Origin of the sequence: Pseudovibrio denitrificans JCM 12308, assembly GCF_001310815.1 — a bacterium.
GTDB lineage: Bacteria > Pseudomonadota > Alphaproteobacteria > Rhizobiales > Stappiaceae > Pseudovibrio > Pseudovibrio denitrificans.
The window spans coordinates 352,239-376,296 of the sequence record NZ_BAZK01000003.1 but is presented as its reverse complement, the minus strand read 5'-3'; the positions used below and the strand labels follow the sequence as shown (position 1 = coordinate 376,296).

The window sequence follows — 24,058 nt, the reverse complement described above, 5'->3', positions numbered from 1 at the left end:
CAACCCAGCGCTAGAAGAGAGACCTTAGCTTCAGATCATCCTTGCCTGGCAAATTCTGATTTTCGTATGCCAGATCTCCAACCCTCAAGAATGGCCAAAACGTTGTGTTCTGTTGATGAGGCATTTGAGATCTCGAGATCATAAACACGATCAGTATGCACCGAATGGAAGTCTTGTTCAGCGCTTCCAATAGGCCTGTCTGCTCTGGCCAGTTCCCGTTTCTTCAGCGTTTCCAAATCGCAGTGAAGCCCCACAAAGTAAACGTCAAAAGGCTGGAGCAGCTCTCTTAACTCCGGCACCCAATCAGGGTTGTCGAGAATATGCTCTACGATCAGATTGTTCCCTGCATGAGCGTATGCTGCTAGGGATGCATGAAAGCCGTCGAAAAACGATGTCCTCATGTCTGACCAAATGAAATCTTTATTCTTGATACGTTTGGTCGGCAGCACGCCCCCATCGCGCAGATGATCGATCGAGATGTGCCAGAATGGCAGTTCAATTGCGTTTTGCAGTGATCGTGCGGTGGTAGACTTTCCGCTGCTAGAAGGGCCGTGCAGAAATATGATTTGCGCGCTCATTTCAGCATTCCATGTAAAATCAAAAAAGTAGATGCTGGCTTATCTCAGAAAATAGAAGTCATTGGCTTAACTCGAGATTGCCTAATGGAGACATTGCAAGTTTTGCAATCCACTACAAGAGCTTCAGATTTTCCCCGCCTGCGCTGCTTTGCCACAAAAGCAACATGAAGCAAAAGCATATGAAAAACAGCGAAGTTTATGATAATTACGCTGATGTAGCTTTTGCCAAGCCAAGCTCTTACGGGACACTCGGGTTCAGCTCGCACTCAAACAACTGGATTTCTTGCAGATCCACTGCGTGCAAAGCATGGGGTTGTGCTGTGTTGAACAGCAGCACACGTGGGGCGCCATTACAAAAGCAAACAAGCGATTCTGGCGGCACGCAGGGAAGAAAATATGCATGTAATCCGACACCTTATGGTGCCAGCACTGCTGAGTACCGGACTGGCCTTTTCTGTTCCTGTTTTCGCGCAGGATGCTGCCACGCCGCCTCAGCCCAAGCCGACTGCCGCTGCCCAGCAATCGCAATGGTTTCCTGAAACAGATCTGAAGCTGCATCCGCGCGTTATCTCCCAGCAACTGCCCAATGGCATGCGCTATCTGATGGTTCAGAGTCAATCACCGAAGAACCAGATTGAAGTTCGCATGGCGGTTGATGCTGGCTCTTCCCTTGAAAAAGCACCGGAACCGGGCACCGCACACTACCTTGAGCACATGGCGTTTAACGGTTCCACCAATGTGCCAGAAGGTGAAATGGTTGCCTTGCTGGAACGTGAGGGGCTGGCTTTTGGTGCCGGAACCAACGCAACCACCACGTTGAACACTACGACCTATCGCCTGTCCCTGCCCTCCGCCGATGCTGAGCTGTTGGATACGGCCCTGTTCATCATGCGTGAAACAGCCAGTGAGCTGACGCTTTCTGACAGTGCGATTGATCGTGAGCGCGGCGTTGTTGCCTCTGAAATTCGTGGCAATTACGGGCCGGGCTATGACGCGATGGTTTCCCGTTTTGCCTTCCTTTATCCGGGCATCAAATCACGCACCTTGCTGCCAGTGGGCACCATGGAAGGCATTGATGCCATGGATCAGGCCACGCTGCGCGATTTCTACCAGAATTACTACACACCGGGCAGAACCACTCTGGTGATCACCGGTGACATTGATGTGCAAGCAACTGACGCTGCTATTCAAAAACACTTTGCGGATTGGAAGCGTCCTACCAATGCAGAGGAGCTGGACAGCAAAGAGCCTGAATTCGGCACGCTGCAGGTGGCGCAAGAACCGCGTGCAGCAATCTTCGTTGAGCCTTCTTTGCCAACCGTGGTGAGCCTCTATCTGGTCAAGCCATCTCAGGAGCGTGTCGACAATCTGCAAACCCGCATTGATAACGCAGTGCGTGGTATCGGGATCAGCATTTTGCAAGAGCGCCTGCGTGATGCAGCGCTTGCATCTCACGACACCATGGTGAGTGCCGGCACAAGCTACTACCACGAAGATTTTGCGGACACGATTGTTGCCAGCGCGACGCTTGCCACCGACAAATGGCAGGAAGGCTTTGCGCTGCTGGAACAGAAGCTGCGCCAAACTCTGGCCTATGGCGTGACGCAGGAAGAAGTTGACCGCCAGTTGGTGGACCGGCTCAACTCTTTGGAAGTTGCCTTGAAAGCAGAAGAGACGCTTCCAAACCGAACCATTGCCAATATTCTGGTGCGTGATGTCCTCAATGAGCGGGTTACCACCTCATCCGCCGATAATCTGGCGTTCTTCAAAGAGCACTTTTCTGATTTGAAAGCAGCGCGGGTTTCTAAGGCTCTGCTGGAGCTTTGGGACAATGCAAAACCAAACCTTTTCATGACCACTGCTGAGGCCATTCCAAATGCGGAAGAGACGCTTCTTTCCGTATTTACAGAAAGCCAGAAACAGCCGGTTGCAGCTTTTGAAACCAAGGCTCTGAGCAGCTTTGATTACGAGAGCTTTGGTGAGACGGGCAAAGTGGCTCAGCAGACCATCAGCAGTTTTGGTCAGATCCGCTCCTACACCTTTGAAAACGGTGTGGTGCTGAACTTCAAGCAGACGGATTTTGACAAGGGCAAGGTGTTTGTTTCACTGCGCACTGGTCACGGTATTGAGGATCTGCCTGCGGACAAAGATGGTTTGGCAGGTTTCTTCCAGAGCGCGTTTATTGTTGGCGGGCTGGGCAAATACTCGGTTGCGGATCTGGACAAGGTTCTTTCCGGCACGCAGGTTGGTGTTGGTCTTTCCTTTGGTGAAGATGGCATTTCCGGCCAGTACAGCACGACACCGGACGATCTGAAACTGCAGTTGCAGGTGATTGCGACGTATCTGACTGATCCGGCTTATCGTCCTGAAGGGGCGGCGTTTTACAAGAAGAGCCTTAAAGAAGCTTACAAGCACTCCCGCATTTCACCAGAGGCTGTTCTGGGCCGTGAGTTCTCCCGAATTCTCCATGGTGGCGACAAGCGCTGGGGCACTGGCACCGAAGAGGAGCTGCTGCAGCGGAATTATGAAGAACTGAAGCCGATCATCAGCCGTATTGCTCAAAACGGGCCGGTGGAGATTGGCATTGTGGGTGATCTGGAGGTTCAGGTGGCGCTTGATGCGGTTGCCGAAACCTTTGGCGCTTTGCAGCATTCCTATGAGGTTCCAGCACACAGCTATGCGGCTGGCATTGCGTTTCCTGATGCGCAGGCGGTGTCGTTGACGCACGAGGGCGACAAGGATGCGGCTCTGCTGCAGTATTACTGGAAGACCAGTGACGATGCAGATGCGGCGCAGAGCTATACCCTGCAGCTGCTGCAAGGGGTGATGGAGCTGCGTTTGCGCGATAAGCTGCGCGAGGCGATGGGTGCCTCTTACAGCCCGTATGCCTTCAACCTGAACTCCAACACGATCAAAGACTTCGGCTACATTGGCCTGTCCAGCTCACTCAAGGTGGATGACGTTGAGCTGGCGGAGACGGTGTATCAAGATATCGTCAAAGGGTTGCAGGTGACTGGCAACATCACCGAGGATGAGCTGCTTCGCGCGCGCCAGCCGATCCTAGAAGCGATGAACAACGCTGAGCACAGCAACGGGTTGTGGTTTGAGCTGGCCAGCCAGGCTGTCAGCTATCCGGAAGCGATCCAGCGTTATCAGGATTACACGAAGATCCTGAAGCAGATTACGCCAGAAGATCTGGTGGTGGCCGCCACAGATTTCCTCGTGCCAGAGCGGAACGTGACGCTGAAGATTTTGCCAGAGTAAGGCAAGTTGAAAAACGCAGGGTTTGGGCCCTGCGTTTTTGTTTGGTGCTGGCGATCTATATAGCTTGAGCAAAGGCAGGTTCGGCACTGAAGCTAAGGGTTTCTCCGTCTGCAGGGATCAGGAGTTTTTCGCTCAGGCCTGCTTTTTGGGCTAGTTCTCGCAGTTGGGGGCGGGTTACCGGGCAGTGGTTGATGGCTTCCAGGTGGTTGGCGATTACCTTTCCAGGCGCTATTCTGATGAACTCCATGATCTCATCCAGCGACATGAGGATGTCCTTGCCGATGTCCAGACTGGCGTTGCCTGCTGCAACGACGGCGATATCCGGTTTCAGCGTTTTGAGGCAGTGGCGGACGTCTTTGGTGAGGATGGTGTCACCGGAGATGTAGAGGGTGGGGGCGCCCGGGAGTTCCAGAAAGTAACCGACACCCGGCCCCATGAACCTTGCAATCCAACCATAGCCATGGATCGTCGGGATTGGCGTGATGTGGCCGTCGAAAAACGGCTGGCGTTGCTCGTTTTTGAGCGGAACTGTTGGAATACCTCGCTTGCCGATGAAGGTTTCATCATCCAGACGGCAGAAGACTGGGATCTTCTGAGACAGCAGGAATTTCTTGGCGGCGCCATCCAGATGATCGGAGTGCCCCAACTGGCAGTGAGTGACTAAGGCAGCGGTGATGCCTTGCAGGTGGTCTTGCGCAACATCGGGCAGTGGAACCATGGGGTTCCGGCGGCTTTTGTGACGAATGAAGCTGTAGCTGGGGAGTGAGCCTACTTTGCCCAGCATGGGGTCCACCAGAATCTTGTGCTGTTCATGCTGGATGATGAGGGTTGCGTTGCGAAGAAAGTGAAGTTCCATCCTGACCTGCCGCTCTTAAAACTCGTCGGTATCTCCTGATCCTAGTTTTTAACGTGGAAGCTGATATAGTCTGACTAGACATAAACCATACATAATCCGCCAAGTGAGACCTGAGCATGCCTTCCACTATTGCCATATTGCTGCTGGAGAACTTTCTGGGCCTCGCGGCCTTTGGGTCGGCGGATATGTTTGAGACCGCCAACGAGATCGCGAAGGTACGCGGTGACGAAGGGGCGCCATTTGAGATAAAGACTTACTCGCTGGATGGTCAGCCGGTGCGATCTTCCAACGGCATTCTGGTCGTGCCGGACGGATCACTCGTGGACATCACCGCACCGGATGTTGTTTTTCTGCCGGGCATCGGCACCGCAACAGCTCCGCAATGCACACTCAACACCAACTGGTTTCAGGGCGTTGCGGAGACACTTCAGCGCCTGTCTCAGGGCGGTGCGATTGTTGCGGCGAGTTGCACAGGCACGTTTTTGCTGGCGGAGGCCGGACTGCTGGATGGCAAGAAGGCGACAACGACCTGGTGGAAGCAGAAGGAGTTTTCATCAACCTATAACGATGTTGAGCTGGATGGTGATGAGATACTGATTGATGCGGGCAATGTGATTACCAGCGCAGCGGGGACATCTGCACTGGACCTTGCGCTCTACCTGATCAAGCGATTGAAAGGCCCTGCTCTTTCCCGACTTTGCGCGCGGTTTATGGTGTTGGAGGAGAACCGCGGCTCTCAGCAGCCCTTCATGATCCCATGGCATCAGAAAACACGGGATGAGACAATTGAGCGGGCGGATCAGTGGGTGCAGAACAACTTGTCCTCTCAGCCCATCAAAGTGCAGGATCTGGCGGCTTTTCTTGGCATGAGCACCCGCAGTCTGCTGCGCCACTTCCAGCGCAAACTTTCGTTGTCGCCACAACAGTTCATCCTGAACATTCGATGCGAACGCGCCAAGTCTCAGCTGGAGTATACGAACACTGCCATCGCGAAGATCGCAGAGGTGCTGGGGTATTCCGACGAGAATGCATTTCGTCGGTCCTTCCTCTCACAAGTGGGCGTTTCCCCGGCACAGTACCGGCAGAAATTTCGCAGAGAGGCTTATTAGTCGCCGGAAGACTTATCCGGCACGACAGCAACTGCATCGATTTCAAACTCGATGATTTCAGTTGCCAGTGCCGGGACCGGAATGAGTGTGCTTGCCGGTGGGCTGGCGCCGAAGATTTCACGGCGTTTTTTGTTCACGTAGTCCAGTCTGTCCTGATTGATGCCTTTGACCAGCACCGTAATTTTCACAGTATCTTCAACACTGCTGCCAGCGGCTTCAAGCGCCTTGATCACATTCTCAAAAGTGCGATCGACCTGATCTTCAAAGGTATTGGAGCCATCTTTATCAATGCCAACTTGCCCAGCTACATAGACCATGCGCGTGTCGGGCGCGACGACGACGATCTGAGAGTAACCAGAGCTGCTCGAATCTGACAGGGTGTCCGGATTGATGATGGTTTTCTGATCTGAACTTGCCGCCAGTGCGGAACCGCTGAACAGGAGTGCGGCACAAAGGCCAAGCGCTTTGCTGGTGAGTTTCATAGGGTACTCATTCTTTGATTTTGAAGATATTGAAGTCATTCGTGATAGAGAGCCCAACCCGGCTCTCTAAAACGCGTCGCAGAACTGCTGCAAGCTACTTCTTGCCAGCTTTGCCTTTTGGTGGTGCTTTGGCCTTTGGCTCTTCTTTGAAGCAGGCTTTCATCTTTTCAACTTCAGCCTTCAGCTTTGGAATGTCAGAACGAACAGATTTAACCTTGCCGTTCTTGAGGGCCGCATCGACTTTGGTCATGATTTTGTTTGCAGCTGCTTTGTGCTTGTCAAAGTCCAGCTTTTTCTGCGGATCGGCCAGTGTAGTAACTTTGCCAGCAAGCTTCTTGATTTCCTTCCGCGCATCTTCAACTGCGGTCTGATACTGCTTCTTGCGCTTCGCAATTTCCTCGCTGTTGCCAGGCTGCAGATCCTGCATCACGGTTTTGGCTTCTTCCAGTTCCTCTTCTGCTTCAAGGAACTTGTCCGCTTCCAGTGTCTTCAGGGTCTGGTCGAGGCCTGCCTTGCTTCCTCAAAGATATCCTGAAACTCTTCGCGCGCGTTGTCGTCCTGGATCTTATCTTTTTCCTTGCCCAGCTCTTCCAGCTCAGCTTTTGCTTCATCAATCTTGGCACGCAGCTCAGCGAAGGCTTCTTCCGGATCTTTTGCTGAGGAGTAATAAGCCGCCTCCAGCGCGTCCCTCATGAACTCCAGCTGGTCCACCGCATCTTTGAGTGCATCATTTGCACCGCCCCTGCCCGCACCGGCCTGGGCCTTATCAATGTTGCTGTCTACGGCAACGTAGGCCTGATCGAAATATCGCAGTTGCTGTGCCAGATCGCGGTCGAGCTTGGCCTTGCCCTCGATCTCTGATCGTCTGGCATAGGTGGCATTCAGTGTTTTTCGGAGATAATCAACATGCTCTGCAACTGGCGTTTTGCCATCAATGCGCAGGTTTTCTTTCTTGGGGCGCTCGAAGTTTGTTTTGGGTCCATCCCATTTGAGATTACAAGCGCTTAGGACTTCTTCAACCCATACATCAACCTCTGGAGAGATTGTTTGTTCGTCTACGTCAGACATATAGCAACTCCAGGTCAAAGGCGGTTACTGCTACAAAATTTTGCGGCATTATGCTTTGCTTCGAGCCATTTGAGTTCAGATTCCCTTGTTTGAGTGAAAACGGTTTGAAGGAGATGCCTCAAGCTTTGAGCAAACTTGAAGTGTTTGCCCCATGAAGCCTTGAGGCTGACTTGAAGCGAGGCCTGCCCCGCCATCTTCAAACCCCAGATGGCTAAAACGCGATTGCACGCCGCAAGAGAACCCTAAGGTTTGTGCCCAAGCATCTGCGCAGGCGCGAAAGCCATTGGCTGACGCGATTGGCGACAACACCAGTGCAGCTGTTGATGTGCCTGGTCTGGTGCCGATGACCGCATCAATAAAGGGAAACAAACATGCGACTGAAGTTACTCGCAGCAGCAGTTATTGCCGGTTCACTCGGCTATACCAGTCAACTCGACTTTGCGGAGGTTCCAACGGGCGTCTCTCTCTTCTTTGGCATTGGCAAGGCCAACGCACAGAACCCGCAAATCAATCAGTCCCGACGCGTCGCTCGCCGGACGTCACGCAGAACCTCCAGGCGCACCAATTACCGCCAGTCCATCTCTGGCTGCACGCCATACAACTCCTATTACAATTGCGGCGGCGTTTATTACCGGCCTGTCGTGCAAGACGGTGTAACTGTCTATGTGGTTGTTAATCCTTGATTTTACTGTTTTGGAGATCTGATATGATGAAATCAGTTAGCACTGCTTTGCTCGGCGTTGGCCTGATGCTTGGCGCCACCAGCTTCAATGCATCCGCGCAGGATACGGCCAGAGGTGTGTTTCAGGCTTGTGAACCGGAGATCAAAGCTCATTGCAGCGAGGTGACACCCGGTGAAGGACGCATCTTCGCCTGCATGTATGCCTACGAAGACAAGCTGAGCGCCAAATGCTCTCATGCTATTGATGATCTTGCTGATGCAATGGACTTCCTGTTTGCCAATGCCAATGAGGCTCTTGCAATCTGCGCGCCCGACATTGAGGCACAATGCTCAGAGACCGAAGTCGGCGGAGGCCGCATTCTGACCTGCCTGAGTGAAAAGCAAGACAAAGTTGGTGCTGAATGCAAGCAAGTGATTGATGTCTTCAGCGAAAAATTTGGCTTGAAGGATGACGGTTCCTAATAGTCTGAATGCGCTGCTGGGCGAGGTAATACGCTTGCCCAGCGCGCCCCTTTCCAGCTTTTTCTAATGAAGAAAACTAAGCCAGCAAACTTCCCGCGAAACAATATTATCTGCATGACGCATGTTTTATTATAAAATAATGCACGATAAATCTGCCTAATCTATCGATCGCGTCAGAAGACTGATGAATAATGCTTTTTGCATTTATTCCCTTAAAGATAATTCGTTTTTCTGACGCTACGTCAGTTGATAGAAAAACTGCGTACGCATGATCATTACATAAATTGTGGGAGGTCATCGGTAGGAGCCATTTCTGCCGGTCATGGATCATTGTTGCTTGTTGCCTGACCAGTGTTTTGTTCTTCTCTGACGATCTGTGAGCTTTTGACCTGGATGCTGTGACACATGAAGACCACCAGATTGTTTTTTGCGGTTGTTGTTTTCTGTTTTTCCATTTTTGGTGCGAAAGCCTCCATGCCAGTCAATCCTGACCGGCCCTACTCAGAAACCACTTGTTCCTATGCCATTGAACGGTTGAAGGAGGCTGTGGCTGGCAGCCCTTTGCAAAGTCGCAAAGAGCAGCAGCGGACTGTTCAATATGCCACCGAACAAGTGGAGCGTGCGTGCCTGGAAGATGCTGGGCGGACGGACAAACCACCGAAGCCCCAGCGGAAATGAACTCATTCATCTGAATGTCCATTTTTAAGCTGGAGAACAGAATGACAAATCTCTACGAGACCAGAGATGCCGCAGACGACGCGTCTACATCCTACCGTTTGAGGGACACGGGGCAGGATGCGCAGGGCACTCAAGACAATATCTTCGAGACGGTTCAAGGCACTATTTCCAACGATGGCGATCACGACTGGTATAAGGTTGAGCTGGTCGCCGGGCAGACCTACACCTTTGCTGCCATTGGAACTTTTGATGGTGAGAGCCGATTGGTAGACCCTTATCTGCGTCTGCGCGATGCAGAGGGCAACCTGTTGGTGGAAGACGATGATGGCGGGCCGGGAGCACATTCCAGCATCACCTTTACCGCAACCACCAACGGCACCTACTACCTTGATGTGGCGAGCTATGGAGAACAGGGAACCGGGCAGTATGGCCTTTCTGTCGTAGAAGGCGACAAGGCTTATTATGATGGCAACATGGGTGCCGGTGCCTTGCTTCGTCCGGGCCTTTCGTGGAGTGGGCCGGGCACGCCTGCGACCGTGACCTATGGGTTCCGTGAGAACAACAACGGGGTTGAGGACACGTTTGCCCACGTGACGGATGCGCAGATTGCCGCCATTGAGGGCGTATTGGCTTCTTACTCTGAGGTGGCCAACATCTCGTTTGAACGGGTGAACCCGGAGGGTTTCACCGATGACGCAACCATTCTGTTTTCCAACTATCACTCCACCACGGATGGGGCTGGCGCTTATGCCTACTATCCGGGCTCGGCGGAAGCTGATGCTTATGAAGGAGATGTGTGGCTGAACACAAACAGTGTCTCCACCGACGAGCTGCCGACTGGCTCTTACAGCCACTTTGCAGTGATGCATGAGGTTGGCCATGCGGTTGGACTGGCGCATCCGGGGGATTACAACGCCGGACCGGGTGTTCGCATCACCTATGATGATCATGCTCAGTTCAGACAGGATACGCAGCAGTATTCCGTAATGAGCTACTTTGATGAGAGCAATGCGGACTCCAATCTTGGCTACGGCGGTTTTCCTGACACTCTGATGCCGCTGGATATTTTGGCTCTGCAACAGCTTTACGGCGTGAACACCACCACCCGTGCGGATGATACTGTGTATGGCTACAACTCCAACGCCGGTGGCGTCTATGACTTCTCCGAGGGTATGCCGAGCGCTCTGACCATCTGGGATGCTGGCGGGAATGACACCATCGATATGTCTGGCGCTGGCAAGGTGAACCAGATGATCAGCCTGATCGACGGTTCATTTTCCAACGTGGGCGGTGGCTTGAGCAATCTGGCGATCGCTTATAATGCCGTGATCGAGAATGCCATTGGCAGCGGTGGGAATGACACCATCATCGGCAACGCGGCAAGCAATACGCTGACAGGTAAAGCTGGCAATGACACGCTGATCGGCAATGGCGGCAAAGACAAGCTGATTGGCGGAAATGGCCATGACACCCTGCGCGGTGGTTCTGGCAGCGACGTGCTGAAAGGTGGTGCCGGAGACGATACGCTGGATGGCGGATCCGGGGCGGATAAGCTGATCGCCGGAGCTGGTAATGATACCCTCACCGGCGGTTCTGGCTCTGACAACTTCTGCTTCTTCAACGTGGGTGGCGATGACACCATCAACGATTTTGAACTTGGCAGTGATCTTATCTCCATCAAGAGCCACATGACAGAGTTTGCGAACCTGACCATCTTTGATGATGGCGGGGACACGGTGATCACCTTTGGAACCAACTCCATTTCTCTGGTGAACGTGGATGCTGCGCTGCTGAGCGAAAGTGATTTTGCTTTCGTGTAAACAGCCAGACTTGGTCAGTGCCCTTCCAACCCAGGGCACTGACTCAGCTTCTGAGATGACTTAGGCAACAGCGGGCTCTCTATGCTCTGCCGACAGCATGCCGTTGAACTGTGCGATGGCTTCCTCATTCAGCCCAGCGGCCTGGAATACAGCTGCGGTGAAAGATACAGGCGCCGTGCCCGGAGCGGTGATGATGTTTTGATCTGCTATGCAGCCGGTGTTTGATGAAAGTGCTCTGCACCAGCATAACTCTTCATATTTTGCTGCAGAAACTCGGCGGTATTTGATGTGTGTGCCACCTCATTAAGCAGGCCCGCTCTGGCAAGTGCCAGTGTGCCACCGCAGATGCCTGCAACCGCAACACCGCGCTGATGATTGGCTCGCAGCAGATCAGCAACATCCGGTGCCTGATCCGTTTCCCAAATTGTGCCGCCAACAACAACGGTGACGGTTGGTTCAAACGCTCTGATCTCATCCAGCTTGCGGGAAACAACGGCAGGGAGGCCACCCATGGACCTCACAGTCCCAGCTTGCGGCGTGAAGAACTCAACTTGCATACCGAAATAAGGTCCGCCTGTTCCTGCAATCAGCGCGTATTCCCAATCCGCAAAGCCCTGGGTGAGGATCACTGCAATCTTTGTCATTTTCAAAAGCCTTATGTGTAATCCATCCAATGGATCGTCTTAGCTAAATAAATTATGTTCACTATATGTTCCGAATCTTGTCCTGACTACCCTTTTCTTCTCAAGACGGCTAAACCGATGCCACCTCATCCCTTTACGCAAATTCCTTTGATCTGAACTACCACGCTCTTTCTTAGGGATTTTGGAAAGCCTCGAGATGTGCTGCGTTAGTGGTCACCGTCTGGTTGGGGAGGCCTAAATGAGGCAATGGAAACTTCCTGTTCAGGCTGCAATCGCGGCGCTGATGATGGGATGTGCCACGTTTGTTGCCTTTGCAGTTGATGGAAAACCACCACAGCATTATCCGGAGCTGGTTGGGCAGTGGGTGGTGATCAAAAAGGATGCCGTATATTGGCATCGCGACATTCAAACCCAGGAAAACGGACCGTCACATCTGCGAATCGATGAGCAGACTGGTCCTGTGTTGGAAGGAGTGTTTTTTTGGCAAGTGAGCCCCGGTTCTGGTCGCGATCATGATGGGCGGAGTGAGGTGTCTAAGTCCAAAGAGCCCGTGATCGGGATGATCGGTTGGGACGGAGCTTCAATCACACTGGTGGAGCATCCTGATACGGGTACGATGCAGGGGCGCATGATCAACTCGGACACCATGGAGCTGATGCACTATGAGGCTGGGCCTCACGCAACCATCTCGCGTTATCTGCTTGTTCGGCCTTAGGTAACATCCAGATCGCTGCGATCTTACAGTGGCTGGCGACGAGAGCCTCAAAGGGCGATCAGATTTGAGATCACCCAGGTGTTCATCAGGTCGATGAAGAAACCGCAGGTCAGCGGGACAATGAGGAATGCCTTGGGCGATGCACCGAACTGGCGGGTGACGGAGGTCATGTTCAGCACAGCGGTTGCTGTGGACCCGAGGGCGATACCGCCGAAGCCGGCAGAAATGACGGCAGCGTCATAGTCTTTGCCCATGGAGGTGAAGACGATGAAGATGGCATAGCCGACTGCCAAGGCGATTTGCAGTGTCATCACCAGTGCGACGAAGCCCATGAATTGCCATACGACCAGAAGGTCCATGGTCATCAGGGCGATGCTGAGGAAGATGCCGAGGCTGATGTCGGAGATCATCGCCATGCCTTTTTCGCGACCAACGTTGTCGTAATTGCGGAACAGCAGGCGACCGGTGTTGTTGATGATGATGCCAGCAACGAGGATTGGCACGAAGACAGGAATGACAACGCCTGCTTCCTGCAGGCCGAGGTAGATCATGTAACCGATGAAAATGGCCATGTTGATGAAGAATACAGCGCCGAGCACGTCATAATAATGCAGGTTCAGCTTGCCGTCGTCCTTAAAGTTCTGGCCGACAGCCTCATCAGTGCTGAGTGAACCGGCCAGTTTGTGCCGGCTCATAAGGAACTGGGCGATGGGGCCACCGATGATACAAGCAGAAACAATGCCGACAGTGTTACAGGCAATGCCGATTTCCTGTGCGTTTTCAACGCCGAGCTCGGTGGCAAAGATGGGTGCCCAAGCCAGAGTGGTGCCTACGCCGCCAGAAAGAGAAACCGACCCGGCAATGATGCCGGTATGGACTGGGTAGCCGTAGAAGCTGGCAGCCCCCATGCCGACGAAGTTCTGGATACCGAGGAAGACGGAGGAGATGATTATCAGGATCACAAGGGGTTTGCCGCCCGTGAGAAGATCGCTGACTTTTGCGCGAAGACCAATGGCAGCGAAGAAGTAGATCAGAAAGAAATCAATCGGTTCAGTCGAGAACTTGAATTTGACGCCCCACCACACCGTCAGCACAGTGACGAGGATCGCGCAGAGCAATCCACCGGCCAGCGGGTCAGGGATCGTCAGCTTTCGCAGGGCTACGTTTTTTCGAACAAGCTCTCGCCCGACAAATAAAACAAGGATTGCGATCGTGATTGTCGTAAATGGATCAATCTCAATAAGCTCGGGTTGCGCAGCTTCCATGCGGGCCTCAACTGTTCACCAGCCTTGGTTCTATCAGTTCAGCCTCACCTCCCGTTTAAAAGTGAACTGCGTATTTTAATCGGGGTGATCCGTTTTATTTACTCTGATGCGGCAACAAAACCTTTTGTGCTGCGTAGATTTTCGAGAAGTTCTTGTGTAAGGAAGAGCGTCAATTTCAATATTACAGCGGCTCAACTGTCACCATGACACAACTAGACAATGAAGCACTTGCCGAAGCATATAACCGGGCTTTGGACTTGGAAAAAGCAGGCAAGTTTGATGAGGCTGCTGAGGCCTACAAGCATGTTCTGGAGTTAGATCCTGAAGATCATGGTGGCGTTGCGGTTCGTCTGGCAAGCATGGGCAAAGGTGCTTCACCAACCAAGGCACCAGATGCATATGTGAGCACGCTGTTTGATCAGCATGCCGAAGTGTTCGACATGGTTCTGGTGGATCAGCTTGGTTACTCCGTGCCGCTGATGGTGCGTGACAAGGTTGAAAAGCTGGAGCTTGGGCCGTTCAAGCGCCTGCTCGATCTTGGTTGCGGAACAGGCCTTTCCGGTGAAGCTCTGCACGATCTGGTACCCCATAAAACCGGCGTAGATATTGCCGAGGGCATGGTTGAGGTTGCGGACGAGAAGGAAATCTACGACGACCTTTACGTGGGCGAAGTGGTTGAGTTCCTTAAGGTTGATGAAGAAGAACGCTGGGATCTTATCGTCGCAACGGATGTGCTGCCTTACATGGGGGAGCTGGAAGAGTTCTTTGCCGGAGTTGCTGAGAACATTGAAGATAAAGGCGTTTTTGCATTTTCGTCAGAAACATTGCCAGCTGAGATTCTGGGTGATCAGAACTTCATGGTTGGTAAGTACCATCGGTTTGCCCATGCAGAGAGCTATGTGCGGAACCTGCTGGATAAAAACGGCTTTTCTGTTCTTGATCTGTCACCAATCATCGTGCGCTACGAGCAAGGTGAGCCTGTGCCGGGCCATCTGGTGATGGCGAAATACGATAAGGGCTGAGCGGGGATAAAATAACTTCACAAAGGCGCGTGACTATTAATTGTTAAAATTGTATTAATGTCGCGAATGACTTAGATTTCCCACTAGGAAATAAGCGTGTAGTTATATAATCTGCACAACCTTAGATACGTAGGCCACATTTGTGGAGCAACATGGGTGCCCATGACCAGTCTCAATATCAATGGCAAATCAATTGATGCCAAGCTTGGTGAAACTCTTTTGGACGTCGCCGAGCGTGGTGGACTAGCTTTACAATGTGACTGCGGGAACATCACCTGCGAAAGCACCCGCGTGACGGTGGTATCCGGCGAGGTTGAGGCGAATGGTACTCGGCTAAAAAGCACAGTGCTTGCCTGCAAGGCAACTGTTGCGGGAGATGCGGAGATCAAGCTGCCAGCGTCTTCTGAGCTGCAATCGCTCAAGGGGCATGTTTCTGCAATTCGTCAGGTCTCTGATGACCTTATTGAGTTGCGCCTGAGCTTCACCAAGCCGATTTCCTGGCGTCCGGGCCAGTATTATCACGTTGAGTTTCGTGGTCAGGAACGGGTGAACATGTTTGCCAGCTTTGCGCTGGATGCGGGCACCGAGTTCAACACGCTGATTTTCCTGATTGAGCGGGCAAACACGCCGGACCTCTTCGCGATGATCGTGAAGAAAGGGGACGTGAAAGGCCGTGTTGGCATTACCGGCCCTTATGGTTCGTCTTTCCTTGGGCATGATGATGAGCGACTGATCATGATTGCCGGGCCGAACAGTCTGGCACCGATCTGGGCGATGGCTCTCAGCTCCGTTATGGGTCAGCCGCGCCGTGAGAAGGTACTCATTCTCGACAAATCTCTGAAGCAGGATCAATTTCAGCAGGTGTTTAACTGGCTGAACCGCCGTGGTTTGCAGCCAACCTTTGTTGATCTGCAGGGCAAAAATGCCGAGACAGAGCTGAAAGCGTTGCTACCAGATCTGACTGAATTCGATATGGTGTACACCGCTGGATCTCATGGATTTATTGCGGGTCTTGAGGGCATCTTCGTTGAGGCGCAGGCGACTTATGCCCGCATTCCAAACTTCCAGCCATGGCATGAACTTGAAGCACAGCCAGACGATGCTTCTGCTTTGGAACCAGCTTAACAGCGCTTTAGCCAGCAGCTTTTTTCGTTAGCTTGGAGCTGTTTACCTGCTCTTCGAGTGGGATGCCGCGTGCTTCTTCCAATAACCAGAACAGGGCCTGATTTGGTGGTGCTGGCTTGCCGAAGTAATAGCCTTGCGCTTCGGTGCAGCTTCCCGCTTCAACTGCTCCGCAATCTCTTTGCTTTCAACACCTTCTGCCGTTGTGGCGATGCCAAGGCTGTTTGCCAGATCGATGACTGAGTTCACGATGAAGTAGGCATCCTCATCCTTGCTCATGCTCATCACGAAGGAACGGTCGACCTTGATGCGATCAAACGGGAACCGGCGCAGCGTGCTCAAGGATGAGTAGCCTGTGCCGAAGTCATCCATGGAGATCTTCACGCCGCTTTTCTGCAGCTTGGCAAGGGTTTGGCGCACGCGCAAATGGTCAGCCAGAAGTACAGTTTCTGTTACTTCCAGTTCCAGACGTCCCGGATCCAGGCCGGTGCGTGCCAGCACATCATCAACAACAGGCAGCAACTGCTCGCAATAGATCTGGCGTGGGGAGAGGTTGACGGCTAGGTTCACCCGCTTTGGCCAGCCAGCCGCCAGAGAGCACGCCTCATCCAGCACCCATGCGCCGATTTCGAGGATCAGACCGGTTTCTTCAGCCAGAGGGATAAACTCAAACGGCGAAATGAAGCCATAGCGCGGATGGTTCCAGCGCAGGAGGGCCTCGAAGCCGGAGATTTCACCTGTTGCCAGATTGACTTGCGGCTGGAAGTAGACCTCCAACTCGCGGTTTGCGGTGGCTTTGTAAAGGTCGGTGATGAGGGTCTGGCGCTGTTTGATTTTGGCTGCCATATCATCTTCAAAGAAGCGGAAGGTGTTACGGCCATCATTTTTCGCCTGATACAGCGCAAGGTCAGCGAAGCGGATCAGCTCGTCGACATTCTGATGCTCGCGGCTGAACATGGCGATGCCGACGCTGGCGGCAACCACGATCTCGTGTCCTTCCAGGAAGCACGGTGAAGCCACGACTTTCAGCACTTCTTTGGCGAGCTGTTCCAGCTGCTCCCGGGAAGCAGGCAATTTGGAGAGTATGGCGAACTCATCCCCGCCAAGGCGGGCGACCATCTCTTTGTTGGTCACCTTCTCTCGCAGAATTTTAGCTACGTGAACCAAGAGCTTATCGCCAACGGCATGGCCCAGAGAGTCGTTGATGGTCTTGAACTCATCAAGGTCCATCCAGAGGATACCGAAGTGTTCGTCCTGCTCTAGCGCTGCCTGCTTCATTTCCTGCAGGCGCTCGTTCATCAGCAGGCGGTTGGGTAGTTTGGTGAGAGCATCATGGGTTGCGAGGTAGCTCAGATGGTCGCTGATACGCTGCCGGTCGGTGATATCTTCGAAAATCGCCACCCAACCGCCGCCATCCTGAGGTTCCAGCGTCATCAGAATGACCTGCTCACTTTGCAGGGTCAGGGTGAATGTGCTTCGAACGGTGCTGGGCCAGTGTTGTTGTGCGACGGAGTTTTCGCCTTCGGCCTCCAAGAACTCCTGCGCCAATGGCATGCACTGGACCATTTCGTCCCATGTCATGCCGATTTTGCCCTCACCCTGCTCACAAGCGAAGATATCGTCAAAGCGCTGATTGAACACGATCAATCTTTTCTGTGTATCGAACATACACAATCCATGGGACATGTTGTTCAATGCAGCGTCGAATAACGTATTTTGCTTCACCAATTCCTGCTCTTGCTTGCGCAGTTCCTTATTCTTTCGCTGGATGTTGAGGCGCAAACTGTCACGTTCGCGAGCGGAGGCTTGGAGCACTTTTACGGCTCGGGCGATCTCGCCGACCTCGTCCATTCTTCGCGTGCCTTCCACCCGCACATCAAAGTTGCCGCCTGCTACATCAGACAGAGCATCGGCAATGCGTTGCAGGGGCTGGGACATCTTGCGGGAGACAAACAGAGCCACGATGAAGATGATAAGACAGGCTGTGAAGCCGAGAACGATAAGTCTTTCAAAGGTTTGTGAGCTGGTTTCTTCCCCCACATTGCGCAGGCGCTCCTGTGCATCCAGCAGGACTTCCAGAGGCTTGAATGCGCAGATGACAAGAGGAGACGGGCCATTGTCGCAGTACTCGAAGGCGGTGTTCAAGATCTTGAGTTTGCGAAGGTTTTCCGGCATTTGCAGGGCTTCAACCGGGGCATTGGGAGAGGCTCCGACGAGCTTGTTGTTGTAGAAGATGGCGATCTCAGCACCGGAGATCTTGCTGTACTCGTCGATCACACCGGAATTGAAGGGAAACCATCTCTGAGCAACCAGAGCTCCGCGCCACTGTGTGCCGGGATCGATGAGCGAGGAGTAGAGCACCTGAGAGACGCCTGCATCAGGTTCTCCGGGGAGCAGCGGGCCGAACTGGGTGGCAGGCAGGAGCGTGTATCGTACGGCTGGCCCGGTGCCCGTGGATGGAGTCCAAACGGTGCTAAGCGATTGTTTCAGATGGACTTTGAGCAGCTGCTTCTGAATCAGTCCGGGGTCAGCGCGCTTGGACGCACCGACGATCTGGCCGCGGTAGTTCAGCAGGATGATGGCATCGAGTGGGGTGCCTTCCTGCACCAGCGAGAGGATGTTGACGTCGCCTGCCCAGACCCGGGTTTCTGCGGCTTTCACGATGTCACCGCGCTCGCCAATGGCGGAGAGGCTGGCTGCGGTTTCGGATAGCTGAGACTGAATACGGTGTCTGACCAGCGCCACGTCGCGCTCCAGCGTGGTCGAGAACTGATTGACGGCGATCTGGGAGAGCTGCTCGCTTTGCAGCTGGAGGGTTCTTTCCCATTGAATTACAACGAGAAACGTTAGTGCGAAATAGGATAAAGCTATCGCGACAACAGAGATGATTGCGAGTTTCAGAGAAATTGAGTGCCGGACTCGTCTCATAGAAATTGCCTGCGCCGAACAGTTCGCTATTCGCCAAATGCACAAAAACCCCGTGCGTGCGGGCACAGAGGTCACATGAACAAGATTTGATTGTCGCGGAACTGTCTTAAGCAGGCGTGAGCACTACGAAACTATGAGTTTTGTCGGTTAATGCTCACGAAAGCAGGTTGGTTAAATGCACTTAAAATACATTAGTCTAGGCGGAAAGCTCGACTTTACGTTCGATATTTGACTCCACACTCGTTCTGATTTCGTCTGCGTTTTCAATAATCTGCGTCAGGTTAATTGCATCCAGTTCTTCCATGAAGGAATCCAGCGCATGCTTGAGTTTGCCTCTGAAGCGGCAGACGCCTTCAAGTGGACATGGTTTGGATGGACTGCAGGCAAAGCACTCTACGAGAGCAAAATTATCTTCAACATTCCGAATGAGTTTGCCGATGTTGATGGAAGCGGGTGCGTGAGCGAGCATGAGGCCTCCCAACCGCCCTCGCCTGGATTTGATGTAGCCTTTTCGGTTTAAAATCTGCACGACCTTGGCGACCTGCGGACGCCCACTGTTGGTTGCCTCAGACAAGCGGTCAATCGTCCACTTGTCGTTCCGGTTGACAGCCATGAGCATCAGTATGCGTACTGCTACATCTGTCATCCCAGTTAATTTCATAGGTACCTCGACCTTACTCTAAAGCTGAAATTGCTTCATCGAATTACAGTTAATAAAAACATTTGGGGTATTATTTTTATTGATGGACACCGGTCATATACTACAAAAGAGCAGTACTCGCATGGGAACATTGATCTCCATCAAAAGTTATCAAAATATAAATACAATTACCAACTACGCACATTCGAACCATTACGCCAAGGTAATTAGAATTTTGCTTCTATTACTTAGCGTAAATAACTTTTTTCGCGTTTTTTTTCTTTCGTGACCCCAGTATTTCCTTACGTAATAACTGAAAGAAACGAAAACTATGATTTGATAAATACGGACTTTTAATGAGCGAAACTATCGATGATCGGTTGAGATATCACAGTATATCTTCGACGGAATTGGAAGAACTTGGAAACTCTCAAAACATCATCATGCGATCATGCCAGAGGTCTTGGATGAGTTTTACAGGCATATACGAAACTTCCCGGAAACTCTGAAGTTTTTCAAAAATGAAGCGCATATGCAGCATGCGCGGGAGAAGCAGTTTGAGCACTGGCGACTGATTAGCAGTGGCAAGCTGGATGAAGACTATGCTCAGTCCGTGCAACGGATTGGCAGAGCACATCAGAAACTGGGGCTGACGCCGCAATGGTACATCGGCGCTTACAGCAGACTGGGAAATCTGCTCAACAGTGCGCTGCTGGAATACCTGGGTGGCCGGTTGTTTTCGCGGTCCAGCAAGGCCAGCCGGAGCTTGCCGGGCATTCTGAACAAGGTGATCATGCTGGATATGGATCTGGCACTGGCGGTTTATGAGCAGACAGGCGCGGATGAGCGTCGTGAGTTCCTGACTGATTTGGCAGAGCATTTTGAAGGTTCTGTTGGACAGGTCACCTCCTCCATTGCCAGTGCGGCGGATCAGCTGCATGGGTCTGCAGTTTCGCTTTCCGGCAACTCTGAACACACCAACCAGATCAGCTCCAGCGTGGCAGCTGCGTCTCTGGATGCTTCCCAGAATGTGGAGGCGGTGCGCAGTGCGACGGAGGAGCTGGGGACTGCTATTTCTGAGATTGCTGAGCAGGTTCACAAAACCACAATCACAGCTTCCAACGCGACGGATGCCACGACCAAAGCGTTCCAGCAGGTCAATCATCTGTCGCAAGTGGCGGTCGAGATTGGTGATATCATTGACTTGATTACCCAAATATCCGAGCAGACCAACTTACTGGCCCTCAACGCAACCATTGAGGCTGCACGTGCTGGTGAGTTAGGTAAAGGCTTTGCTGTTGTCGCGCATGAGGTGAAGTCACTCGCACAGCAAACAGCGAACGCTACCGTACAGATCAGCGATCAGATCTCTGGGATTCAGGAAAGTACGAGTGAATCAAAAGAGGCGATCTCTGAGATTAAGGTGATCATTGAAGAAATGAGCTCCAGCGCTAATGCCATTGCCAGTGCGGTGGAGGAGCAAGGCATCGCGACGCAGTCCATTGCGATGAACATTCAGGATGCGGCCATGGGTACCAGTCAGGTCTCTGAAAGCATCGGTCAGGTGCAGCGGGCGGCAGATGAAACCGATAAAACAGCTTCAGGTGTTTTGGATGCTGCACAAATTTTGTCCAATCAGGCCGCTGATCTTCGGTCTTCTGTTGGCACATTTCTTGGCAACCTGAGATAGAGTGGCTTTCGCACTTGCATTAGCTGCATCACAAAAAACTGGTGTTTGTCTTTCATTGATAGGACAAACACCAGCACCACATATGCAATAAGCACTTTTATCCGTTTTCTATAGAATGTCAGTAGATTGCAGTTTTTGTAGCCACCTTCCCTAAACTGTACAAATTTCACCTTAGTCACTTTTGCAGTGCAACACCGATCAAAATATCATTTAGACAAAAGAATTACAGCAAATAATTGAATCTTACTTGGTATTAACCTTTGGTTTAAAAACCATAAGTCGAATTGCGATTCATTATACTACCGAACTAGGCTTTCCTTTGCGTGAGCTGACGTAACTGTTTTTCGTGAACAAGGAACAGTGATGGCAGCGGGTTCTTAGGAGGACGGAGCCCTCTCACGTCATTTCGGGCATTTTGCTTCGGGAGGATTTCATGAGCATTATTCGTAGGCCGATGAATCGGCGTAGTCTATTGAAGGCGGGTGCAGCCAGTGGCCTGGTTCTCGCTACTCCAACAATTATTAGTCGCAGTGCATGGGCAGAAACCAATTTCCGCAATGACCCAACAAACTCCAAAAGCGTTACGTTTGGTTTCAACGTTCCGCAGACCGGCGCATATGCTGATGAAGGTGCAGACGAACTACGCGCCTATCAGCTGGCTGTAAAGCACCTGAATGGTGATGGCGACGGTGGCATGTTGAACACCATGAAGCCGCTTTCTCTGAACGGTAATGGCGTGCTTGGCAAGAAAGTTGAGTACGTCACCGGCGATACTCAGACCAAGTCTGACGCAGCGCGTGCATCTGCCAAGCGCATGATCGAAAAAGACGGCGTTATCATGTGGTCTGGAGGCTCATCTTCAGGCGTGGCGATTGCTCAGCAGTCTTTGGCGCAGGAAATGGGCGTTGTTTACATGTGTGGTCTGACCCACTCCAACGACACCACCGGTAAAGATCGTCGTCGTTATGGCTTCCGCCATTTCTTCAACGCTTATATGTCCGGTGCAGCGCTTGGCCCAGTGCTGAAAAAGGAGATGGGCACTGATCGCCGTGCTTATCACCTGACAGCTGACTACACATGGGGTTGGACACAGGAAGAATCCATCGCCAACACCACAGAAGGCCTTGGCTGGGAAACCGTCAACAAAGTCCGCACTCCACTGGGTGCCGGTGACTTCTCCCAGTACATCGCGCCAGTTCTGAACTCCGGTGCGGATGTTCTGATCCTGAACCACTACGGCAAGGACATGATCAACTCGCTGACACAAGCTGTTCAGTTTGGTCTGCGGGATAAGGTTGTGAATGGCAAGAACTTTGAGATCATCGTTCCGCTGTACTCCCGCCTCATGGCGCAGGGTGCAGGCGAAAACATCAAAGGCATCTATGGCACAACCAACTGGAACTGGTCCTTACAGGATGAAGGTTCCAAGGCCTTTGTTAAGTCGTTCGGCCAAGAGTATGGCTTCCCACCTTCTCAGGCTGCACACACCTGCTACGTTCAGACACTGCTTTATGCAGATGCCTGTGAGCGTGCAGGAACCTTCAATCCAGTAGAAGTCATCAAGGCTCTGGAAGATCACCAGTTCGACGGCATGGGTAACGGTCCAACCCTGTACCGCGGCGCTGATCACCAGTGCTTCAAGGACGTGCTGGTCGTGAAAGGTAACGAGAACGCAACCTCTCAGTTTGACCTTCTGGAAGTTGTTGAAGTTACACCTGCATCTCAGGTCACCTATGACCCAGAGATCTTTGGTGGCGAGCTTGGGCCTTACAAGGTCTAACAGCACCTCTTGCCCGGCTGCACCTCCTATGCAGCCGGGTAATGGCTCCTGCATGAACCTGTACCTGTTCCGCAGTGGATGCCTCGCACCCTCTCACGGATTTAAAGAGACTTGCCGTCAAACTGATCAGGCAAAACGCTTTAATCTTTTGTTTTGGCGTATCTTTTCCGATTACCGGTTTCTATTTTTTCGGGAGTGCGCCCTAAAAGGGAGAAGAGCGGATGGACGCCATCGTTCTTCAAATTCTCAACGGCCTGGATAAGGGCGGCGCCTACGCTTTGATTGCGCTTGGGCTTACGCTCATCTTCGGCACGCTTGGGGTTGTGAACTTCGCCCACGGGGCTTTGTTTATGCTGGGCGCCTTCTGCGCAGTGGCATTCAACCACGTCATCAGCCTTGAAAAAGTTGTTGTCGACCCAACCAAAACAACCGCCTGGGGAACGCCACTGGAGATCCGGGTGCCCTATCTGGAATCCTGGCTGGGCGATACAGGCGCGACGATGCTGAACTACTCAGTTCCATTGTCCATTCTGCTGGCCATTCCGGTGATGCTGCTTGTTGGCTACATCATGGAGCGCGGCCTGATCCGCCACTTTTACAAGCGCCCGCACGCTGAGCAAATCCTCGTAACGTTTGGCCTTGCCATCGTGCTGCAGGAGATTGTGAAAACCTATTTCGGTGCAAACCCGATCCCACAAGCTGCTCCTGATGTTGTGCGTGGTGCGATGGATCTGGGTGTTGTGCTGGGCTTTGATCCGGGCACTGTTGTCTATCCGCAATGGCGTATCGTTTATCTGTTCTTTTCACTGAGCGTGATTGGGGCGGTGTTTGCCTTCCTGCAGTTCACCACCTTCGGCATGGTTGTGCGGGCCGGTATGGCTGATCGCGAAACAGTTGGTTTTCTGGGCATCAACATTGAGCGGCGCTTTACGCTGGTGTTTGCCATTGCGGCGGTGGTCGCGGGGCTCGCCGGAGTGATGTACACGCCTATTCTTCCGCCAGACTATCACATGGGCATGGACTTCCTTGTGCTGTCGTTTGTGGTGGTGGTTGTTGGCGGCATGGGCTCCCTGCCCGGTGCGGTTTCGGCTGGTTTCCTCCTTGGCATCTTGCAGAGCTTTGCGAGTATGAATGAGGTGAAGACCATTCTGCCGGGCATCGACCAGATCATCATCTATCTTGTTGCAGTTATTATCCTTCTGGTTCGTCCGCGTGGACTTATGGGCCGCAAGGGTGTGATGGAGACCTGAGCC

General features: G+C 52.5%; 21 protein-coding genes. 12 read left to right on the top strand and 9 right to left on the bottom strand.

Going from position 1 to position 24,058, the window contains the following annotated elements:
• Positions 1 to 35: 35 nt before the first annotated feature.
• The gene (locus JCM12308_RS05330) at positions 36 to 578 is read right to left on the bottom strand and encodes a chloramphenicol phosphotransferase CPT family protein (RefSeq protein WP_054783055.1); all 543 of its coding nucleotides are present in this window, start codon (positions 576 to 578) and stop codon (positions 36 to 38) included.
• A gap of 396 nt (positions 579 to 974) precedes the next feature.
• Here JCM12308_RS05330 and JCM12308_RS05325 point away from each other — a divergent pair, with 396 nt between their 5' ends.
• The gene (locus tag JCM12308_RS05325) at positions 975 to 3,842 is read left to right on the top strand and encodes a M16 family metallopeptidase (protein ID WP_054783054.1); all 2,868 of its coding nucleotides are present in this window, start codon (positions 975 to 977) and stop codon (positions 3,840 to 3,842) included.
• A gap of 55 nt (positions 3,843 to 3,897) precedes the next feature.
• On the opposite strand, the gene JCM12308_RS05320 is transcribed toward JCM12308_RS05325, so the two are convergent.
• Positions 3,898 to 4,698 carry an MBL fold metallo-hydrolase gene (locus JCM12308_RS05320; protein WP_083416901.1) on the bottom strand — a complete coding sequence of 267 codons (801 nt, stop codon included), beginning with the start codon at positions 4,696 to 4,698 and terminating at the stop codon, positions 3,898 to 3,900.
• A 116-nt stretch (positions 4,699 to 4,814) separates the two neighbouring features.
• On the opposite strand from JCM12308_RS05320, the gene JCM12308_RS05315 reads away from it, so the two are divergent.
• The gene (locus tag JCM12308_RS05315) at positions 4,815 to 5,807 is read left to right on the top strand and encodes a GlxA family transcriptional regulator (protein ID WP_054783053.1); all 993 of its coding nucleotides are present in this window, start codon (positions 4,815 to 4,817) and stop codon (positions 5,805 to 5,807) included.
• Here the strand turns inward: JCM12308_RS05315 and JCM12308_RS05310 are convergent.
• The 3 genes from JCM12308_RS05310 to JCM12308_RS29090 form a co-directional block, all read right to left on the bottom strand.
• The gene (locus JCM12308_RS05310; RefSeq protein WP_054783052.1) at positions 5,804 to 6,289 is read right to left on the bottom strand and encodes a RidA family protein; all 486 of its coding nucleotides are present in this window, start codon (positions 6,287 to 6,289) and stop codon (positions 5,804 to 5,806) included. The two genes, JCM12308_RS05315 and JCM12308_RS05310, sit on opposite strands and share 4 nt — an antisense overlap.
• Before the next feature lie 94 nt (positions 6,290 to 6,383).
• Positions 6,384 to 6,716: a hypothetical protein gene (locus JCM12308_RS29095; RefSeq protein WP_208978276.1), complete on the bottom strand. Its 333-nt coding sequence runs from the start codon at positions 6,714 to 6,716 to the stop codon at positions 6,384 to 6,386.
• 62 nt (positions 6,717 to 6,778) lie between these two features.
• On the bottom strand, positions 6,779 to 7,357 hold the full coding sequence (locus JCM12308_RS29090; RefSeq protein WP_208978275.1) for a hypothetical protein: 579 nt from the start codon (positions 7,355 to 7,357) through the stop codon (positions 6,779 to 6,781).
• 371 nt (positions 7,358 to 7,728) lie between these two features.
• Here JCM12308_RS29090 and JCM12308_RS05295 point away from each other — a divergent pair, with 371 nt between their 5' ends.
• From JCM12308_RS05295 to JCM12308_RS05280, 4 genes are all read left to right on the top strand, one after another.
• A complete protein-coding gene (locus JCM12308_RS05295; protein WP_008548361.1) occupies positions 7,729 to 8,040 on the top strand; it encodes a hypothetical protein in 312 nt (103 codons plus the stop codon).
• A gap of 23 nt (positions 8,041 to 8,063) precedes the next feature.
• Positions 8,064 to 8,501, top strand: a complete 438-nt coding sequence (locus tag JCM12308_RS05290) for a cysteine rich repeat-containing protein (RefSeq protein ID WP_054783050.1) — start codon at positions 8,064 to 8,066, stop codon at positions 8,499 to 8,501.
• A gap of 405 nt (positions 8,502 to 8,906) precedes the next feature.
• A complete protein-coding gene (locus tag JCM12308_RS05285; RefSeq protein ID WP_164845256.1) occupies positions 8,907 to 9,179 on the top strand; it encodes a hypothetical protein in 273 nt (90 codons plus the stop codon).
• Between the two features lie 41 nt (positions 9,180 to 9,220).
• Positions 9,221 to 10,999, top strand: coding sequence for a M10 family metallopeptidase C-terminal domain-containing protein (locus JCM12308_RS05280; RefSeq protein ID WP_208608944.1), 1,779 nt, complete (start codon positions 9,221 to 9,223; stop codon positions 10,997 to 10,999).
• Between the two features lie 206 nt (positions 11,000 to 11,205).
• Here JCM12308_RS05280 and JCM12308_RS05275 read toward each other — a convergent pair whose 3' ends face one another.
• Positions 11,206 to 11,643, bottom strand: a complete 438-nt coding sequence (locus tag JCM12308_RS05275; RefSeq protein WP_208978274.1) for a DJ-1/PfpI family protein — start codon at positions 11,641 to 11,643, stop codon at positions 11,206 to 11,208.
• 238 nt (positions 11,644 to 11,881) lie between these two features.
• Between JCM12308_RS05275 and JCM12308_RS05270 the strand changes: the two genes are divergently transcribed.
• On the top strand, positions 11,882 to 12,358 hold the full coding sequence (locus JCM12308_RS05270) for a hypothetical protein (protein ID WP_054783048.1): 477 nt from the start codon (positions 11,882 to 11,884) through the stop codon (positions 12,356 to 12,358).
• 47 nt (positions 12,359 to 12,405) lie between these two features.
• Here JCM12308_RS05270 and gltS read toward each other — a convergent pair whose 3' ends face one another.
• Positions 12,406 to 13,623 (bottom strand): sodium/glutamate symporter, encoded by a 1,218-nt coding sequence (gene gltS, locus JCM12308_RS05265; RefSeq protein ID WP_054783047.1) that lies wholly within the window; start codon positions 13,621 to 13,623, stop codon positions 12,406 to 12,408.
• Between the two features lie 203 nt (positions 13,624 to 13,826).
• Here gltS and JCM12308_RS05260 point away from each other — a divergent pair, with 203 nt between their 5' ends.
• Positions 13,827 to 14,645, top strand: coding sequence for a class I SAM-dependent methyltransferase (locus JCM12308_RS05260; RefSeq protein ID WP_054783046.1), 819 nt, complete (start codon positions 13,827 to 13,829; stop codon positions 14,643 to 14,645).
• Positions 14,646 to 14,807: 162 nt separating this feature from the next.
• Positions 14,808 to 15,770: a 2Fe-2S iron-sulfur cluster-binding protein gene (locus tag JCM12308_RS05255; RefSeq protein ID WP_054783045.1), complete on the top strand. Its 963-nt coding sequence runs from the start codon at positions 14,808 to 14,810 to the stop codon at positions 15,768 to 15,770.
• A 42-nt stretch (positions 15,771 to 15,812) separates the two neighbouring features.
• On the opposite strand, the gene JCM12308_RS05250 is transcribed toward JCM12308_RS05255, so the two are convergent.
• Both JCM12308_RS05250 and JCM12308_RS05245 read right to left on the bottom strand, forming a co-directional pair.
• The gene (locus tag JCM12308_RS05250) at positions 15,813 to 18,695 is read right to left on the bottom strand and encodes a putative bifunctional diguanylate cyclase/phosphodiesterase (protein ID WP_208978273.1); all 2,883 of its coding nucleotides are present in this window, start codon (positions 18,693 to 18,695) and stop codon (positions 15,813 to 15,815) included.
• 196 nt (positions 18,696 to 18,891) lie between these two features.
• Positions 18,892 to 19,356, bottom strand: coding sequence for an RrF2 family transcriptional regulator (locus JCM12308_RS05245; protein WP_208608943.1), 465 nt, complete (start codon positions 19,354 to 19,356; stop codon positions 18,892 to 18,894).
• Positions 19,357 to 19,786: 430 nt separating this feature from the next.
• Between JCM12308_RS05245 and JCM12308_RS05240 the strand changes: the two genes are divergently transcribed.
• The 3 genes from JCM12308_RS05240 to JCM12308_RS05230 all read left to right on the top strand — a co-directional run bounded on the left by JCM12308_RS05240 (position 19,787) and on the right by JCM12308_RS05230 (position 24,055).
• Positions 19,787 to 21,025 carry a globin-coupled sensor protein gene (locus JCM12308_RS05240; RefSeq protein WP_208978272.1) on the top strand — a complete coding sequence of 413 codons (1,239 nt, stop codon included), beginning with the start codon at positions 19,787 to 19,789 and terminating at the stop codon, positions 21,023 to 21,025.
• 433 nt (positions 21,026 to 21,458) lie between these two features.
• A complete protein-coding gene (locus JCM12308_RS05235; RefSeq protein ID WP_174519176.1) occupies positions 21,459 to 22,805 on the top strand; it encodes a substrate-binding protein in 1,347 nt (448 codons plus the stop codon).
• A 221-nt stretch (positions 22,806 to 23,026) separates the two neighbouring features.
• A complete protein-coding gene (locus tag JCM12308_RS05230) occupies positions 23,027 to 24,055 on the top strand; it encodes a branched-chain amino acid ABC transporter permease (RefSeq protein WP_008548700.1) in 1,029 nt (342 codons plus the stop codon).
• Positions 24,056 to 24,058 lie beyond the last annotated feature (3 nt).

Bases quoted from the DNA above. Each gene is read 5' to 3' on its own strand.
- JCM12308_RS05330 (WP_054783055.1), bottom strand. From the start codon at position 578: ATGAGCGCGCAAATCATATTTCTGCACGGCCCTTCTAGCAGCGGAAAG.
- JCM12308_RS05325 (WP_054783054.1), top strand. From the start codon at position 975: ATGCATGTAATCCGACACCTTATGGTGCCAGCACTGCTGAGTACCGGA.
- JCM12308_RS05320 (WP_083416901.1), bottom strand. From the start codon at position 4,698: ATGGAACTTCACTTTCTTCGCAACGCAACCCTCATCATCCAGCATGAA.
- JCM12308_RS05315 (WP_054783053.1), top strand. From the start codon at position 4,815: ATGCCTTCCACTATTGCCATATTGCTGCTGGAGAACTTTCTGGGCCTC.
- JCM12308_RS05310 (WP_054783052.1), bottom strand. From the start codon at position 6,289: ATGAAACTCACCAGCAAAGCGCTTGGCCTTTGTGCCGCACTCCTGTTC.
- JCM12308_RS29095 (WP_208978276.1), bottom strand. From the start codon at position 6,716: ATGCAGGATCTGCAGCCTGGCAACAGCGAGGAAATTGCGAAGCGCAAG.
- JCM12308_RS29090 (WP_208978275.1), bottom strand. From the start codon at position 7,357: ATGTCTGACGTAGACGAACAAACAATCTCTCCAGAGGTTGATGTATGG.
- JCM12308_RS05295 (WP_008548361.1), top strand. From the start codon at position 7,729: ATGCGACTGAAGTTACTCGCAGCAGCAGTTATTGCCGGTTCACTCGGC.
- JCM12308_RS05290 (WP_054783050.1), top strand. From the start codon at position 8,064: ATGATGAAATCAGTTAGCACTGCTTTGCTCGGCGTTGGCCTGATGCTT.
- JCM12308_RS05285 (WP_164845256.1), top strand. From the start codon at position 8,907: ATGAAGACCACCAGATTGTTTTTTGCGGTTGTTGTTTTCTGTTTTTCC.
- JCM12308_RS05280 (WP_208608944.1), top strand. From the start codon at position 9,221: ATGACAAATCTCTACGAGACCAGAGATGCCGCAGACGACGCGTCTACA.
- JCM12308_RS05275 (WP_208978274.1), bottom strand. From the start codon at position 11,643: ATGACAAAGATTGCAGTGATCCTCACCCAGGGCTTTGCGGATTGGGAA.
- JCM12308_RS05270 (WP_054783048.1), top strand. From the start codon at position 11,882: ATGAGGCAATGGAAACTTCCTGTTCAGGCTGCAATCGCGGCGCTGATG.
- gltS (WP_054783047.1), bottom strand. From the start codon at position 13,623: ATGGAAGCTGCGCAACCCGAGCTTATTGAGATTGATCCATTTACGACA.
- JCM12308_RS05260 (WP_054783046.1), top strand. From the start codon at position 13,827: ATGACACAACTAGACAATGAAGCACTTGCCGAAGCATATAACCGGGCT.
- JCM12308_RS05255 (WP_054783045.1), top strand. From the start codon at position 14,808: ATGACCAGTCTCAATATCAATGGCAAATCAATTGATGCCAAGCTTGGT.
- JCM12308_RS05250 (WP_208978273.1), bottom strand. From the start codon at position 18,695: ATGAGACGAGTCCGGCACTCAATTTCTCTGAAACTCGCAATCATCTCT.
- JCM12308_RS05245 (WP_208608943.1), bottom strand. From the start codon at position 19,356: ATGAAATTAACTGGGATGACAGATGTAGCAGTACGCATACTGATGCTC.
- JCM12308_RS05240 (WP_208978272.1), top strand. From the start codon at position 19,787: ATGCCAGAGGTCTTGGATGAGTTTTACAGGCATATACGAAACTTCCCG.
- JCM12308_RS05235 (WP_174519176.1), top strand. From the start codon at position 21,459: ATGAGCATTATTCGTAGGCCGATGAATCGGCGTAGTCTATTGAAGGCG.
- JCM12308_RS05230 (WP_008548700.1), top strand. From the start codon at position 23,027: ATGGACGCCATCGTTCTTCAAATTCTCAACGGCCTGGATAAGGGCGGC.